9 protein-coding genes are annotated in these 14474 nt (G+C 71.7%); 3 read left to right on the top strand and 6 right to left on the bottom strand.

The features are described 5' to 3' along the window. Window positions 1–15: 15 nt before the first annotated feature. Together ACZ573_RS27720 and ACZ573_RS27715 are read left to right on the top strand one after the other, a co-directional pair. The gene (locus tag ACZ573_RS27720; protein WP_471308897.1) at window positions 16–2109 is read left to right on the top strand and encodes an ATP-binding SpoIIE family protein phosphatase; all 2094 of its coding nucleotides are present in this window, start codon (window positions 16–18) and stop codon (window positions 2107–2109) included. 191 nt (window positions 2110–2300) lie between these two features. After that, entirely contained in the window at window positions 2301–3911 is a 1611-nt protein-coding gene (locus tag ACZ573_RS27715) for an alpha/beta fold hydrolase (protein WP_471308894.1), read from the top strand. 83 nt (window positions 3912–3994) lie between these two features. Here the strand turns inward: ACZ573_RS27715 and ACZ573_RS27710 are convergent, their stop codons facing one another. The 5 genes from ACZ573_RS27710 to ACZ573_RS27690 all read right to left on the bottom strand — a co-directional run bounded on the left by ACZ573_RS27710 (window position 3995) and on the right by ACZ573_RS27690 (window position 11318). Further along, window positions 3995–4624, bottom strand: coding sequence for a DUF305 domain-containing protein (locus ACZ573_RS27710; protein ID WP_471308891.1), 630 nt, complete (start codon window positions 4622–4624; stop codon window positions 3995–3997). A 77-nt stretch (window positions 4625–4701) separates the two neighbouring features. After that, window positions 4702–5148 (bottom strand): DUF6153 family protein, encoded by a 447-nt coding sequence (locus ACZ573_RS27705; protein WP_471308888.1) that lies wholly within the window; start codon window positions 5146–5148, stop codon window positions 4702–4704. Window positions 5149–5323: 175 nt separating this feature from the next. Continuing rightward, window positions 5324–7030: a thiamine pyrophosphate-binding protein gene (locus tag ACZ573_RS27700; RefSeq protein ID WP_471308886.1), complete on the bottom strand. Its 1707-nt coding sequence runs from the start codon at window positions 7028–7030 to the stop codon at window positions 5324–5326. Between the two features lie 42 nt (window positions 7031–7072). Further along, a complete protein-coding gene (locus tag ACZ573_RS27695; protein ID WP_471308883.1) occupies window positions 7073–8446 on the bottom strand; it encodes a hypothetical protein in 1374 nt (457 codons plus the stop codon). 13 nt (window positions 8447–8459) lie between these two features. Further along, the gene (locus tag ACZ573_RS27690; protein ID WP_471308880.1) at window positions 8460–11318 is read right to left on the bottom strand and encodes a peroxidase family protein; all 2859 of its coding nucleotides are present in this window, start codon (window positions 11316–11318) and stop codon (window positions 8460–8462) included. Window positions 11319–11703: 385 nt separating this feature from the next. Here ACZ573_RS27690 and ACZ573_RS27685 point away from each other — a divergent pair, with 385 nt between their 5' ends. After that, on the top strand, window positions 11704–13782 hold the full coding sequence (locus tag ACZ573_RS27685) for a trypsin-like serine peptidase (protein WP_471309381.1): 2079 nt from the start codon (window positions 11704–11706) through the stop codon (window positions 13780–13782). Window positions 13783–14011: 229 nt separating this feature from the next. On the opposite strand, the gene ACZ573_RS27680 is transcribed toward ACZ573_RS27685, so the two are convergent. Further along, a complete protein-coding gene (locus ACZ573_RS27680; protein ID WP_471308877.1) occupies window positions 14012–14224 on the bottom strand; it encodes a hypothetical protein in 213 nt (70 codons plus the stop codon). Between the last annotated feature and the right edge of the window lie 250 nt (window positions 14225–14474).

Here is a 14474-nt window from a genome sequence, read left to right as displayed (position 1 = left end):
GTGCGTGGAGGCGACATGCGTGAACCGGAGCAGCGCGGCCCGGGGACGGTCCCGGCCTCCGCCGGCGGCACGGCAGCGGTCGTCCTGGACGACGAAGGCGTGGTCATCGCCCGTTCCGAGCGGGCCGCGACGCTGCTGGAATGCTCGCCGGGCCGGACGTGTGTGCCCCTGCTGGGGATGCTGGCGCGCGCCGGAACGGATGCGGGACCGGCCGGGCACCCGATGCCCGTTCCGGGTGGCGGTCATGCGGGCCCGGAGGTACCGCTGGTCTGCACGGTCGTCCGGCTCGCGGCTCGCACTCCGGGAGACTCCGGCGCGGACACGCAGTGGCTCGTCCTGCTCACCCCGGCGGAAACGGCGGAGGAGGCGGCCGAGCGGGATGCGCGCAGGCGCCGGACGGCACTCTCCCAGGCCGCCGCCGAGGGCCTCGGCAGCTCCCTGGACGTGATCGAGATGGCCGAGACCCTGGTGGATCTGCTCGTCCCCGATTTCGCCGACCTGGCCACCGTGGACATCGCCGAGAACGTGCTGGTCGGCGACGAGCCCCCGCGCTTCGACACCAGCGGCGACGTCCGCCTGCGCCGGACCGCAGCCGCGCAGAGCCCGGAGATATCCGCCGAGGACCTCCTGGCGGTGGGGGAGGCGCTTCCTCCCGTGGCGGACAGTACGTTGATGCGTCCCCTCATGCAGGGGCTGCCCGTGCTGGTGCCGGACGTCGCCCTCCTGCACGCGAAGCTCGGCGTGGATCCGAAGGCCCTGCCGCTGTTCGTCCCGAGCGGAGCGCACTCCTCCGTGGCCATGCCGCTCTACGCGCGAGGCCTGATACTCGGCTGCGTCACGGTCTGGCGCAGCCAGCTGCCTTCCGCGTTCGGCGAGGAGGACGCCGCACTGCTGCATGACGTCGTCTCCAGGGCCGCACTCGGCGTGGACAACGCGCGCCGCTACACCAGGGAACACCGGTCGGTGGTGACCCTGCAGCGGAGCCTGCTGCCGCGCTCGGCCCTGGACTCCGCCGCCGCCGAAACGGTGGGCGTCTACCAGCCGGGGGGCGGTGGGCTGGGCGTCGGCGGAGACTGGTTCGACGTGATCCCCCTGCCGTCGCTGCGCGTCGCGTTCGTCGTCGGGGATGTCGTCGGCCATGGCCTCGATGCCACCGCGGCCATGGCGCGACTGCGGACCGCGGTGCAGACCCTCGCCGACCTCGACCTCGATCCGGGCGAGCTCCTCACCCATCTCGACGACCTGGTACTCGGCTTCTCCGAGGAGCAGATGGCCGGCGAGTCCCGCTCGGAGCGCTCGGAGCCGGCGGTGCTGGGAGCGACGTGCCTGTACGCCGTCTACGACCCGGTGGCGGGCCGGTGCGCCGCAGCCGCCGCGGGACATCCGCCGCCGGTCCTGCTGCCGCCGGACGGGGAGCCGGTCTTCCTCGGGGTGACGCCGGGGCCGCCGCTGGGGGTGGGCGGAGTGCCGTTCGAGGTGACGGAGTTCGGCGTACGTCCCGGCAGCATGCTCGCGTTCTTCACGGACGGACTCGTGGAGAGCCGGGGCGGCGACATCGACGAGGGGATGGAGCGGTTGCGGGACTCGTTCGCCGGAGCCGACCCGAGGCTGCCGCTCGACGAGCTCAGCCGGACCGTTTTCGACGGGGTGCGGCCGCAAGAACCCGTCGATGACGCCGCCTTGCTGCTGGCCCGCCTCAACGCCCTCTCGTCCGACCAGGTCGCCGAGTGGGAACTCGAAGCCGACCTCTCGCTCGTCGCGCACGCGCGCGAACTGGTGGTGGGCCAGCTGTCCGACTGGCAGTTGGACGACCTGGGCTTCGTGACCGAACTCGTCGCCAGCGAGCTCGTCACGAACGCGATCCGCTACGCCCGGGGACCGGTCGGGCTCCGGCTGATCCGCGACCGGGTGCTGGTCTGCGAGGTGTCCGACCCCAGCAGCACCCAGCCACGCCTGCGACGTGCCCGGGAAACGGACGAGGGCGGGCGGGGCTTGTTCCTCGTGGCCCAGCTCACCGATCGCTGGGGCTGCCGGTTCACCAGCACCGGCAAGACCATCTGGACGGAGCAGCCCATCGGCGGCCTCGCCCCGGCCACCGCGGGCCGCTGATCGCTCCGCGTGCGCGCGTACGGCCCGACCGGTAGCGTCGAGAGGGAGCGTTCCGACCACACAAGCGACAACACCACCGAGAACGCCGCCGACTTCGCCGATCTGCGCACGGCGCAGCCGAACTCGGCGACGGGAAACCCGGCCGCGAGCCCGAACCGTTCACGATCGTCCCGAACTGACCGGGAGGGCACATGGCACTCCACCCCGCGCCCCGTCGGCGCCGCACCGCACGACGGCTCCTGGCCACCTCGGCCGGCATGGTGACCGGCATCCTCGTCACCGGCCTGCTCGCGGCGCCCGCCCAGGCGCAGTCCCGCACCGACACCAGCGCCGGCCCCGACGCGCCCATCGGCACCGTCGCCCGGACGGTGGGCGACGCCCGCTTCGAACCAGGCCCCTGCCCGAAGACGCCGGAACCGATCGAGGCGCTCGACGAGGCCCGCTGCGGAACGCTCACCGTGCCCGAGAACCGCGCCGAACCGAACGGCCGGACCATCGACCTCGGCGTCGCGATCGTGCCCGCCGCGACCGCCGAGCCGAAACCCGACCCCATCGTGTGGCTCGCCGGCGGACCCGGCGACGACGCCGTGGGGGAGGCGAAGATGGCGATCGACGGCGGCCTGAACCGCGACCGTGACGTCATCTTCATGTCCCAGCGCGGTACGTACTCGGCCGACCCGGACCTCCTGTGCCCCAACATCGACGAGTTCAACGCACGCTCCGTCGGTCTCGTCTACGACGCTCCCTCAACCGAACGCCTGCACGTCGAGGCCACGAAGGCCTGTCGCGACAAACTGGCGGCCCGCGGGATCGACCTCGGCGCCTACAACGACACCGAGAGCGCCGCCGACTACGAGGACCTGCGCAAGGCGCTGGACATCAAGCAGTGGAACCTGTTCGGGATCTCCTACGGCACCCACCTGGCGCTGGTCTACATGCGCCTGCACCCCGAGGGACTCCGCTCGGTGGGCATCGACGGCATCCTGCCGCCCTCCACGTCCGGGTCGGCAGCGACCTGGAGCAGCGCCCGGCAGGGCTTCGACGGCCTGTTCAAGGCCTGCGCGGAGCAGCCGGCGTGCAACAAGCGCTATCCGAACCTGTCGGCCACCTTCGACCGCCTCGTCCGCGAGCTCGAAGCCAAGCCGGTCACCACCACCGTCACCCTCCCCGGCAGCGACAAGCCGGTGAAGGTCGTCCTGGACGGCGGAGCCCTGGTGAACTGGATGACCTCCGCCACCCACGTGGCGCCCCAGGTGCCCGCCGCGCTCGACGAGCTGGCGCACGGCAAGCCGCAGCGGATCGCCCAGCAGTGGGCGGGCGGCAAGCTGAGCCCCCAGGCCATGGGCAGGGTCGCGCACGGACTGGTCTACGGCGTCTTCTGCAGCGAGTGGACCCCGTACGAGAGCCAGGAGGAGGCACTCCGGGGCGGGCAGGAAGCCTTCCCGACGTTCCCCCGCCCGGTACAGGAGCAGGCTCCGCAGCTCACCTTCCTCCGCCCGGACTGCGACGCCTGGAACGTCCCCCCGGCGTCGCCCTCGATCCGGGACGTCACGCACGGTGACATCCCGACCCTCGCCCTGTCGGGCGGGTTCGACTCCCAGACCGGGGCGGACAACGGACCGTACGTCGCCCGGACGCTGCCCAAGGCCAAGGTCGTCACGGTCCCGTACGAGCCGCACGTGGTGTTCGCGACCTCGAAGTGCGCCCAGGAGATCACCGTCTCGTTCTTCGACGACCCGGCCGCGCCGAAGACCGCGTGCCTCAAGAGCCTGCGAGCGCCAGAGTTCGAGATCGGGTCCTGAAATCACCCTGTGGAGGCGTGCGGAGGCAGCGGCCAGGGTGCGGGCAGCCGGGCCGGCTGCCCGCACGGGAGCGGCCGAGCCGGTCAGCTCTTGCCGAGGAGGGTGTTCATACGGGCGATCTCCGCGCTCTGCGAGGTGACGATCGCTGCCGCCATGTCCTTGGCGGGCCCGTACGCGCCGTCGCTCTGCTCGGTCCTCGCCATGGCGACGGCGCCTTCGTGGTGCCTGACCATCATCTGGAGGAAGGCGGTGTCGAACGCCTTGCCGGAGGAGGCCGAGAGCTGCTGCATCTCCTCGGCGGCCATCATGCCGGACATGTCGTGTCCGCCGTGGTCCCCGCCCGCGGCCGGGATCTTCTCGCCCCAGGAGGCCAGCCAGCCGGAGAGGGTCCTGATCTCCGGGTCCTGGGCCTTCCTGACCTCCTCCGCGAGCTTCTTCACCTCGGCGGACTCCGCGCGGGCCGCGGCGAGGCCGGCCATCTCGACGGCCTGCCGGTGGTGGGGGATCATCCCCTGGGCGAAGACGGTGTCGGCGGCGTTGTGGTCGCCCTGCCGGCCCGGCGCGGAGGCGGACGGCGAGGGGGAGGAGCCGTGCTCGGCCTGTGCCGGGCCGGAGCCGTCGCCATCGCCGCCGCAGGCGGCGAGGACGAGTGCGGCGGTGGCGGCCGCGGCCACGCCCGTGGCGCGGCGGATCAGGGAACGCTTGCTGGTCATGGTGCTGCTCCTGCGGTGAGGGCACGCGCGCATCGGGGCGTGCCGGGGTAGGGACCGGTCCGAGTGCTCGGGCCGGCCTATATGCGCAGGAGTTGCAATGCGCTCAGTGACGGTGGCGCGCGTCCGCCGACCGCACCGGTGATGTCGATCCCGGGACCGAGGACCGGCACCGCCGCGACGCCGCCCCCTGCGGCGGCCGGTGAGGGCAGGACGGGCGCGCCCGCCGTACCCGTGGCGGCGCAGGTCGCATCCGCGTGCTGGATGTGCCCGCCGCTTCCGTCGCCGGCCGGCTCATCGGCCCGTACGGCCCGGTCGTGCCGCATCGCGTGCTCGCCGGCGGCGGGCGTGCCGTGCGCGACGGCCGTCCCGTGGGCGGCCGCGCACCCGGGTGCGGCGGCGGAGGCCGCGACGCCGCCCGGCCCCAGGCCGTGCATGGCCACGAGGCCCACCAGCACGGCCAGGACCAGCAGGAGGAAGGAGCGCAGCACGAGGGGCCTCATCGCGCGCCTCGCCTGCTGATCCATACCGGCATCGTAGGCGCCCCCGCCCCCAGGGCGAAGCCGGGCCGCAGTTCCTGTCTTCGAGGAGACACACGGGGATGCCGTCCGGCAGGTCGCTGCGACCTGCCGGACGGCGGATACGAGCCCCGCCGCTCAGGGAGCGGCGTTGCGGGAAGCGGCCGTGCATCCGGGTGCGCCGTCAGTCCCGCAAGCGTGCTTCGACGGTCTCGACGAGACCGTCGATCACACCGTCCGGCGACGGGCTGTAGTGCGGCACGGCCCAGCGCGTGATCCTCGCGTCGATGAGCGAGGGCCGGCCGGAGGCCAGGGCCGCGCGGAACGCCTCCTCGAACTCCTCCAGCGTCTCCACCCGGTACCCGTCCGCGCCGCACGCGCGGGCGTACGCGGCGAAGTCCGGGTTCCGGAACTCGACCAGACCGGATTCGGCGTACGTCACCAGCTGGAAGAGCTTGATCAGCTTGAACTCCCCGTCGTTGAAGATGACCCAGATGACGGGGATCTCGTGCTCGACGGCGGTCATCAGCTCGAACCCGGACAGCGAGTAGCAGCCGTCGCCGCACCCGACGACGACGGTCCGGTCCGGGTGGGCGACCTTCAGGCCGATGGCTCCGTTGACGTGCCCGGCCATCGGCCCGAAGGAGCCCGCCTTGCGGAAGTTCTGCCCCTGTTCGAGCTCCACGTAGTACCCGAGCCACGCGAGATGGGCGCCCGCGTCCGCGAGCAGCACACCCCTGGGCGGCAGCATGCGCCCGATGGACTGCGCGAGTTCGCCTGGGTGGATCTTCCCCGGCAGGTGGTGGATCCTGCGGGCCTCGTAGTCCCGGCCGTCGACCTCGACCGCCGGTACCTCGCCGACCAGCCGCTCCAGCTCGTCGGCCAGGGCGGCCACGGCGGGACGTGCATCGGACAACAGGGTGTGGTCGGGCCGGTAGGCCTTGTGGAACTCGCCCTCGGAGATGTTCACATGGATGAGCAGCTTGTTCTCGAACAGGTCCGCGCGGTAGTTGAACGTGGCGTGCTGGTTGAGGGAATTGCCCACGCACAGCACGACGTCGGCTTCACGGAAGGCCTTCCACGCACTGGAATGGCCGCTGTCGGCGAAGACGCCCACCGCGAGCGGGTGCCCCTCCGACACGATGCCCTTGCCGTCCAAGGTGGTGAGCAGCGGGATCTGGAACCGCTCGATCAGCCGCTGGATCTCCGGGCCCGCCCCGCTGCGCACCGCACCGAATCCGACGAGCGCCACGATGCGCTTGCGCCGTGCCAGGGCGTCCGCCAGGACCGCCGCGATCTCCGCCACGCGTGCCGGATCCGGCAGGACCGGCTTCACGTCGAGCCTCAGCGGCCGGAAGTCGGTGACTTCGACGCCGCGGTGGGTCAGGTCCTCGGGCACGTGGATGTGCACGGGGCCGGGCCTTCCCTCGAAAGCGGTGTTGACCGCTTCCTCGAGGACGTCGCAGGTGTCGGCGATATCGGTGAGCAGGAAGGACTTCTTGGTGGTGGCCGCGAACATGGCCTGGGAATCGGGCGTGCGGTTCAGCCCCGAGGTCTCGTTGAGCGAACCCCATCCGCGCCACCGCATGTTCGCGTACCCCGAGACCGCGAGGACCGGATAGGAGTCGGACATGGCCACGGCGAGCCCCGAGAACAGGTTGAACGCGCCCGGCCCGGCGGTCGCGAAGCAGAAGCCCAGTTGGCCCGTGTACATGGCGTATCCGCAGGCCATGAACGACGCGGCCTGCTCGTGCCGGGTGATGATCGGCCGGATCAGCTGCGAATGCTTCAGTGCCAGCATCAGACCCGCCGCGTTCTCCCCGGCACCGCCGAAGGCCGCCCGTACGCCGATGCCTTCCAGCCCCTTGACGACGGCTTCGTAGACTCTCACCGGATCTCCCTCATCGCCTCATCGCCTCATGGCCTCGTCGCCTCATCCGTGCCAGCGCACCGCGTGCCGGCGGTGGGCGCCGGTCAGGCCGTTCCGGAAGAAGCGCTCGTAGTACTCGGACTCGACGTGGTGGGCCTGCAGCCAGATGCCCGGTACGTGGATGGCGTCGGTGTGTGCCGGGAAGCGCCCGTGGGTCTCGTGGATGTACACGCACACGTCCCGCGCGCATTCGACCACCTGGCGGTCGTACTCACTGGCCTCGGTGAGGTACCGCTGCGCGTAGTCGTCCTTGTAGATGCGGGCGAAGAGGTCCTTGTCGGTGTAGATGCCCCGCTCCCCGAACTTGGCGCGGACGACGGCGTCCACGGCTTCGCGCATCGACGGGTAGTTGGGCGGGCAGGCGCTCTTGATCAGGTGTTCCCCGCCGGCCCGCAGTCCCACCGGGTGGGAGCGCAGCCCGGCGTACTTCGGCAGCGGTACCTGCCAGCGCAGGATGTCGGCGGGGCGGAACCGCGGCGTGGCGAAGTCGAAGCCCAGCATGCGGCCGTACGCGCGCGAGAACTTCGGGTCGCCCAGCATGATCTGGGGGCTGATCGACGCGTGGATCCAGGCGCCCAGTCCCATGGCGTCCGCGGCCAGCATCATGTTCTGCAGCAGCAGGTCGGCCTCGATCTGGGTGCGCATCGGCCCCAGGGAACCGAGCGGCAGCTTGACGGCGGGGTTGAGGAAGCCGCTGCGCACCCATTTCCGTACCCCGGCCGGGCGGTAGAAGTTGCGGTCGTCGACGAGGGTGGGCCGGGCCCCCTCGGGCTGGGTGAGCAGGTACATCAGGGCGTTGATGTACTGGTGGGAGAGGTCGACCACCGGCAGGAAGAGGGTGGTGCCGGGGAGGTTGGACAGGAACCGGTTGGAGTCCAGGTACGCCGGGAAGTCGCGCATCCCCCCGGCGACGTCCAGGCGGTGGTCCAGCACCCGCACCTTCGAGAGGCGTGCGCGTTCGATCAGGGTCTCGGGGCCGAAGGCACGGTCCGGGTCGGGCGGCAGTTTCCTCAGGTAGTAGGTGCCCGTGTCGTTGATCATGAAGAAGTGGGTGGCCTGCGCGTTGTCGGGGCTGCCCGCGGTCCGGCCCGTCATGTTCAGGTTCGGCTTGGCCATGATCGGCTGGTGGTCGCGGGGGTCCTCGAAGGGCCGGTCGGGCATGGTGAGGCCCGAGGAGCCGGTGAGGGCGATGAGCACCGCTTCCTCGAGCTCGCCCAGCGGCTGCGGCCGGTGCGGCGAGTCGTAGCTCATCGATCCGGCCGGCACGGACGCGCCCCTGCTGACCCGGTGGGTGCGCCGCTCGAAGAGCGTCTGCCACAGGGGACGGGACAGCAGGTCCTCCAGGCCGGGGTGGCTCGCGTTCTCGGATGTGGACATGGCCCTCTCCCGCTCAGCCGCGGCCGCTGCCGTTCCGGACCGGTGCGACCGGGCGCCAGGGTGCGAACGCGCTCGCCCCGCGCGGCAGGATGCCCGCCAGCTCGGGGCAGTGCCGCAGGATGACGCTCGTCATGCCGCCCCGCTCGATCCAGTCCATGCCCAGCGGCGTGTAGACCTCCGGCCGGAAGTCGACCGTGAGGAAGCGGTCGCTCTGCAGGCGTCGGCTGGCCATCAGGATGAACACGCGGAAAGCGGTGTCGCTGAAGCCGAAGCCCGCGGGCGGATTCTCGGCGAAGAGCCCCACCATGGTGTCGATGTCGTCCACCGAGCGGTAGACGTCCCGCAGCCGTGCGACCGTCTCCGGATCGCAGGAGAGGTCCTCGAAGCGCCGGATCCGCGGCTTGTGCAGGCCGGCCCGGAAGTCGTTGTAGCGCGGGACGCCGCGGCGCCGGGTGCGCACCAGGTCGACCACCGAGAGGTCGATCACCTCACCGTCCCGCTGGAACGCCTGCAGGGCGCGCGGGAAGTTGTGCAGGGTGATCGCCCCCGGGTGGGCGATGCCCAGCGAGTACAAGGTGTTCACCAACCCGGTCTTGCGGATCAGCGGCTCCGTGGCCGCGCCCTGGAGGGCGGTGAAGTCCAGGGTGTCGAGCCGGCGGCCGAACCGGTGGTCGACGAGCTCGTAGTCGTCGGGCAGCAGCGGGTGCATCCGGTAGACGGTGACGAACTCCTCCGTGAGGGAGTACGGGGCACCGTGGTGGTCGGGCAGGGTCTTCGGGATGCCGTGGCGCCCGTTCGCCTCCAGCAGCCAGACGCCCAGCTGGTCGAGCCAGTTCTTCGGCGGCCCCTGCCAGTTGGTCTTCATGCCGATGTCGAGCGTCTCGGTGGCGAGGATCGCGGGGGTCCACTCGACCGTGTGGATCTTCGCGATCAGGGCGGACACGATCAGCCGGGCCGTGTGGTAGATCCGGTCCTCGGCCATGCGCGGATACTCGTGCCGCAGGGCTTCGCACACCGCGTTGTGCTCGCGGGCGAAGAGGGTGTGCATGGCGCTCAGGCCGAGCCACCAGTTGTCGGTGAACCCGGTGAGCGGGAAGCCGTTCGAGCCGTTCGGCAGGTGTCCCTCCTCCAGCCGCAGGCCGGCGCCGCCGTCGGGCTCACGCAGCGACATCGCGGCGGACCGGTCACCGCCGTAGACCTCCGAGCCGTCCCACCAGTGCGACACGTCGCCGGCGAACACGATCGGCGGCCGTCCATCGGGCGTGGGCACCGCCTCGTCCGCGCCGAAGCGCATCACCGCCTCGCGCGGTCCGCCCGGGGTGTTCTGCCAGGTGTCGCCGGGTGGCAGCGGCACCTCGACGCTCCGGGTGGCCACCGGAAGCCTCTTGTGCTTGACCCAGTCGTGCACCTGGAACTGGATCCACGCGGCGGCGATGATGTTCAGCGAGGTCGCGGGGATGAACGCCTCACGCCGGAGCAGTTCCCGGCTCACGGTCACCGGGTTGGGCGTGTCGAACCGGTCCGGGCGGTAGACGGGTGGCATGGTCCGGCCGAACGTCGCCCCGACCGCGCCCATCCGCGGCGCCGACAGATCGTTGTACGAGCCGTCGTAACTGCGCCTGACCAGCAGCTCCTCGTCGGGCGGTGCCTCCACCGGGCCGGCCTCGGGCGGAGCTTCGTGGACCTCGGTGTCGATGAGGTTGTGCCGCCGCAGCGTCTGCCGGAAGGCCATCAGGTTGAGCAGACCGAGCGGGGTGGGCAGCCGGTGCCACGGGACGAAGCGGTTGACCGTGCGGAAGCCGGCCCGCAGCGGTGCCCCGAGCAGCTCGTTGCGCCGCGGCTCGACCGTCATGAAGCGCCGGCCCAGCCGGTGGGCGCTGCTCGCCTCGTAGGCGGCCTTGCGGGCACGGTTGAGGTTGCCCAGGGGGCGGAACCCCTCCGAGGTGTGCCACGGGTTGAACGCCAGCAGGTCGACCCGCGCCGCGCCGGCGCGGGCCTCGGCGGTGTGGATGTCCTGGCACGGGATGGTCAGCGTGGCCACCGGCACGAGGGGCGCGTCACCCTCCTTCCACTCGGCCGCACCGTCCTCGACGGGCGTGCGCAGGGCGTCCACGTAGCGCTGCACGCACAGCTCGAAGACGACGTCCGTCCGGCGCAGCCGCTGGGAGAGCTCGCGCCGCAGGTAGTCGGGATCGGTGCGCGACGCCTCCGGGGCCGCCGGGGCGTCCGCGGCGGGCCGCAGCTGGTACCGCACCGGTCCGCGGTCACCCCACAGGATCGCGCCGCGGCTCCAGTACGTCTCCAGGGCCAGGCTGCGCACCGTGCGCCTGGTTCCCGCGACGATGTTGCGCCGCATCCGGGTGGCCGTGGGCAGGCCGACCGCCAGGGGCAGCTTGACGAACAGGGCGTATCCCTTGCGCAGCCGCGAGTCGGCACCTGCCATGGCCTTGGCGAAGGCGACGAACTCGCGCGCGTCGCGGGCGTGGGAGACCGGGAAGCTCGTCATCAGCAGATCGTGGGTCTCACCGGGGCCCACCTCGACGCGCAGCGCCGCCCCGCGCAGATCGGGCGCGAAGTCGGGCTGACGGACCCCGCTCGCGTTGGACAGCCGGACCGTGACCGGGTACTCGGCTCCGGGCAGGGCGAAACCCGCCCGCAGGGCCTCCGGAAGGTCCTCGCGGAACCTCAGCCGGGCGTTCTCCACACCGAGGACCGCCTTGGCGTGGAAGGTCCGGTCGACGGCGGCGGCGCCGCTGCGCCTCTTCACCTTGAGCTGCACCCGCAGCAGCTCACGCGCCAGCCGCTCGAAGACCAGCCGCTCGGCCTCCGGGCTGCCGCCGGCGTAGCGTTCGTACTGTTCGACCTCGTCCATGCGAGCCTCTTCCCGGAGGGGATTCGTTCCGTGCACTCCTCACGACGCTGCCCCAGCTCGGGGCCGCTGTCGTGCGGAGCGGGGCAGACAGGCGAACGCCCCGGGGAACGGCGCGGTGATCCCCGGGCCGTGGAGCACCACGGTGCGGGGCCGCCCGTCCCCACCCGTCCGGCGCAGCGCCCCGGAATCTTCTGCGCCGCAGCGCCTTCGCCCCGGGGACCGGGAAGGGTGAGTGCGCATCGCTCCGCTTGGCGGAGCCGTGGCGGCACCCGTTGTTGTTGCGGCACCGAGGCGCATGTCCGCCTTCTGGAGGGCGTCGGCACCCTCGTCGGCAATCTGTCGGCACGCCCGTCGGCACACCCTCAGGAACAGAACGGTGAGTGACATGATCCCCTCCGGCGAATCCCGGGAAGAGCAGGAACAACGGACCGCGGCGGCGCGGCGGTATCGCGAGGCGTCCGCGGAGCGGCAGGAGATCGAGGCGAAGCTGGCGGCCGGGGTGCTGTACCCGGACACCCCGGAGCGGATCGCCTCGCGGGTCAACCGGCTGCTCGAACGGGGCGGGGTCCCTCCGGCCGCGGCTGTGGAGAGCGTCCACGCGGAGGCGCTGGACGTGCCCGAAACCCTGGAGCGGGTCATCGGTCTCACCAAGGATCTCCAGCCGTGGAGCTTCCTGCCCCGGGGTGCCCGCGCGGCCGCCACCGTCGCCCGGATCTCGATCCTCCGGGGCGGCCTCGAACGGCCGCACGGCACCGGCTTCCTGGTCTCCCCCCGGCTGCTGCTGACCAACCACCACGTGCTGCCGGACGCGGAGACGGCACGGCGCTGCTTCCTGGAGTTCAACGCCCAGGTCACCATCGACAACGCACCCGACGCCGCGGTCCGGTTCGCCTTGGCCCCCGATACGTTCTTCACGGCGGACGAGCACCTCGACTACGCCTTGGTGGCGGTCGAATCCGCCGCCGACGGCAGCCTCGCAGGCGCCAGATTCGGCTGGAACCAGCTCAGCAACCAGCAGGGCAAAGTGGTCCAGAACGAACCTGTGAACGTCATCGGCCATCCCATGGGCCGGCTCAAGGAGATCGCCCTCCGCGACAACGCCCTCGTACAGCGGCTCGACGACTTCCTCCACTACCGGACCGACACCGAGCCCGGCAATTCCGGGTCCCCGGTCTTCAACGACCAGTGGGAGGTCGTGGCGCTGCACCACATGGGCGTGCCGAACACGGACACCCAGGGCCGCATCCTGCGCAAGGACGGCCAGATCTGGCGCGGCGGCGTCGACAGCGACGACACCATCGACTACGTCTCGAACGAGGGCGCCCGCACCAGTTCGATCCTCAAGCACCTCGCCACGCTGCCGCTGGATCCCCAGCGGCGCGCGCTGCTGGCGGAGATGGGTCCCGAATCCGGGCTCCGGCAGGACGCCGCCGCCGGCCCGGTGGAGACGCCGGTCGCGCCGGCCGTGACCCCGGCCCCGACCCCGCAGGAGGCCGCCGCGGCCGCCGCGGACGCCGCCCCGGTCCCCGCGGCTGCCGGGACCCACGTCGGTCTGCGCGCCCCGAAGGACGCCTTCGGCGGCCGGCGGCACCTGGTCTTCCTGCACGGCCGGAGCCAGCAGGGCAAGGACCCCGAGCTGCTCCGCCGCGGCTGGACCGGGGGACTCAACCACGGGCTCACCCGCGCCGGGCTCCCCACCGTCGACCCGGCGGACGTGTGGTTCCCGTACTACGGCGACCGGATCGTCGAAGTCATCGGGCAGCACGAGACGCTCCCCGCCTCCTACGCCGACTCGCCCGCCGCGGCGGCGGTGGAGGCCTTCGCCGCCGAGTCCGCGGAGGGGACGTACGAGCAGCTCGTCATCGAGGCGGCGGTCCTGGCCGGCATGCCGCAGGACGGGCAGGCGGCCACGGAAAATCTCGGCAGCAGGCTCGTCGGATCCCTCCAGGGCGCCCTGAGCTGGCTGGCGGCCAAGACCGACGTGGACGCGCTGGCCATCGCGAACATCTTCCGTGACGTGGACGCCTACCTCAGCGATCGGGCGGTCCGCGAGGCCGTCCTGGACCGTGTGTTCGAGGAGATCCCGCACGACGGCGAGTTGGTCCTGGTGACCCACAGCCTGGGCACGGTGGTCGGCATGGACCTCGTCGCCGACCGGCTCCCCCCGGGCATGAAGGTCACCCTCCTCGTCACCGCGGGCAGCCCCCTCGGGATGAACGCGGTCAACAGCCGGCTCACCCCGCCGGGCACCGCACGCCCCGGGACCGTCGCCGAGTGGGTCAACGTCTGGTGCCCGACCGACGCGGTGGCCATCGGCTGCCCGCTGGAGCCCGTCTGGGGCAAGCTGACGGAGGAGCACGCCGTGGTGAACGCGAGCGACCGGGCCCACAGCATCGAGGAGTACCTCGCCCACCCGGAAGTCGCCACGGCGATCGACAAGTTCCTCGCACGACAGGCCGGGTGAGCGAAACCGGCGGTTGCCGGTGGGACTGCCGAGCCCAGGGCAGTTCACGTATGCCCTCGGTGCCGGGAACGGAGCCGACCCCGTCGCCACGCATCGCGACGTGGGCCTCGGCCCGTTCCGGGGCGTGGATCCGGCGGAGGCGGCTCGGCGGCAGGATCAGGGTCTGCCCGGCCGCGGTGGCCGAGGTGGGTGCACAGGAAGTCGCGGGAGGCGTCCACGTCGGCGACGGTCATGAGAGCCCCCTGGAGAAGTGGGTGATGGTGAGGCCGGTGTCGATGGTTGGCGTGGTGGTCCGGGCGTGGTGCGTGGACGTGCCGGGGCGGTCGAACAGGGGGATGCCGGACCCGACGATGACGGCGGGGTGGCGCTTGCCGACGAGGGTGTCGAACCGCTGGGCGGCCCGGTCGAGGGTGGTGGTGATGTAGCAGGTCAGCTGACGCAAGCGGTTCTCGCTTCTTCGATACGTATGCGGATTGCGGATGCAGGTGCAGGTGCAGGTGCAGGTGCAGGTGCGGGTACGGGTACGGCGGTCAGGGCGTGGGCACGTCGAGCTGGAACTCGTGCGTGCGCCGGTAGGTGTGGAAGCCCAGGCGGTGGTTGACGGCGAGCATGTGGACGTTGTCGTCGGCGTTGTCCGTCTCGATCTCGGTGACGCCGGGATGTTCGGCGCGCAGCCGGCGCAGCATGGCGGC

Source organism: Streptomyces sp. NPDC040545 (assembly GCF_055595065.1).
This window is presented reverse-complemented; position numbering and strand designations above follow the sequence as displayed.

Coding starts and splice junctions, on each gene's coding strand:
- ACZ573_RS27695 (WP_471308883.1), bottom strand. CDS start 8,446: ATGTCCACATCCGAGAACGCGAGCCACCCCGGCCTGGAGGACCTGCTG.
- ACZ573_RS27690 (WP_471308880.1), bottom strand. CDS start 11,318: ATGGACGAGGTCGAACAGTACGAACGCTACGCCGGCGGCAGCCCGGAG.
- ACZ573_RS27720 (WP_471308897.1), top strand. CDS start 16: ATGCGTGAACCGGAGCAGCGCGGCCCGGGGACGGTCCCGGCCTCCGCC.
- ACZ573_RS27715 (WP_471308894.1), top strand. CDS start 2,301: ATGGCACTCCACCCCGCGCCCCGTCGGCGCCGCACCGCACGACGGCTC.
- ACZ573_RS27705 (WP_471308888.1), bottom strand. CDS start 5,148: ATGGATCAGCAGGCGAGGCGCGCGATGAGGCCCCTCGTGCTGCGCTCC.
- ACZ573_RS27710 (WP_471308891.1), bottom strand. CDS start 4,624: ATGACCAGCAAGCGTTCCCTGATCCGCCGCGCCACGGGCGTGGCCGCG.
- ACZ573_RS27685 (WP_471309381.1), top strand. CDS start 11,704: ATGATCCCCTCCGGCGAATCCCGGGAAGAGCAGGAACAACGGACCGCG.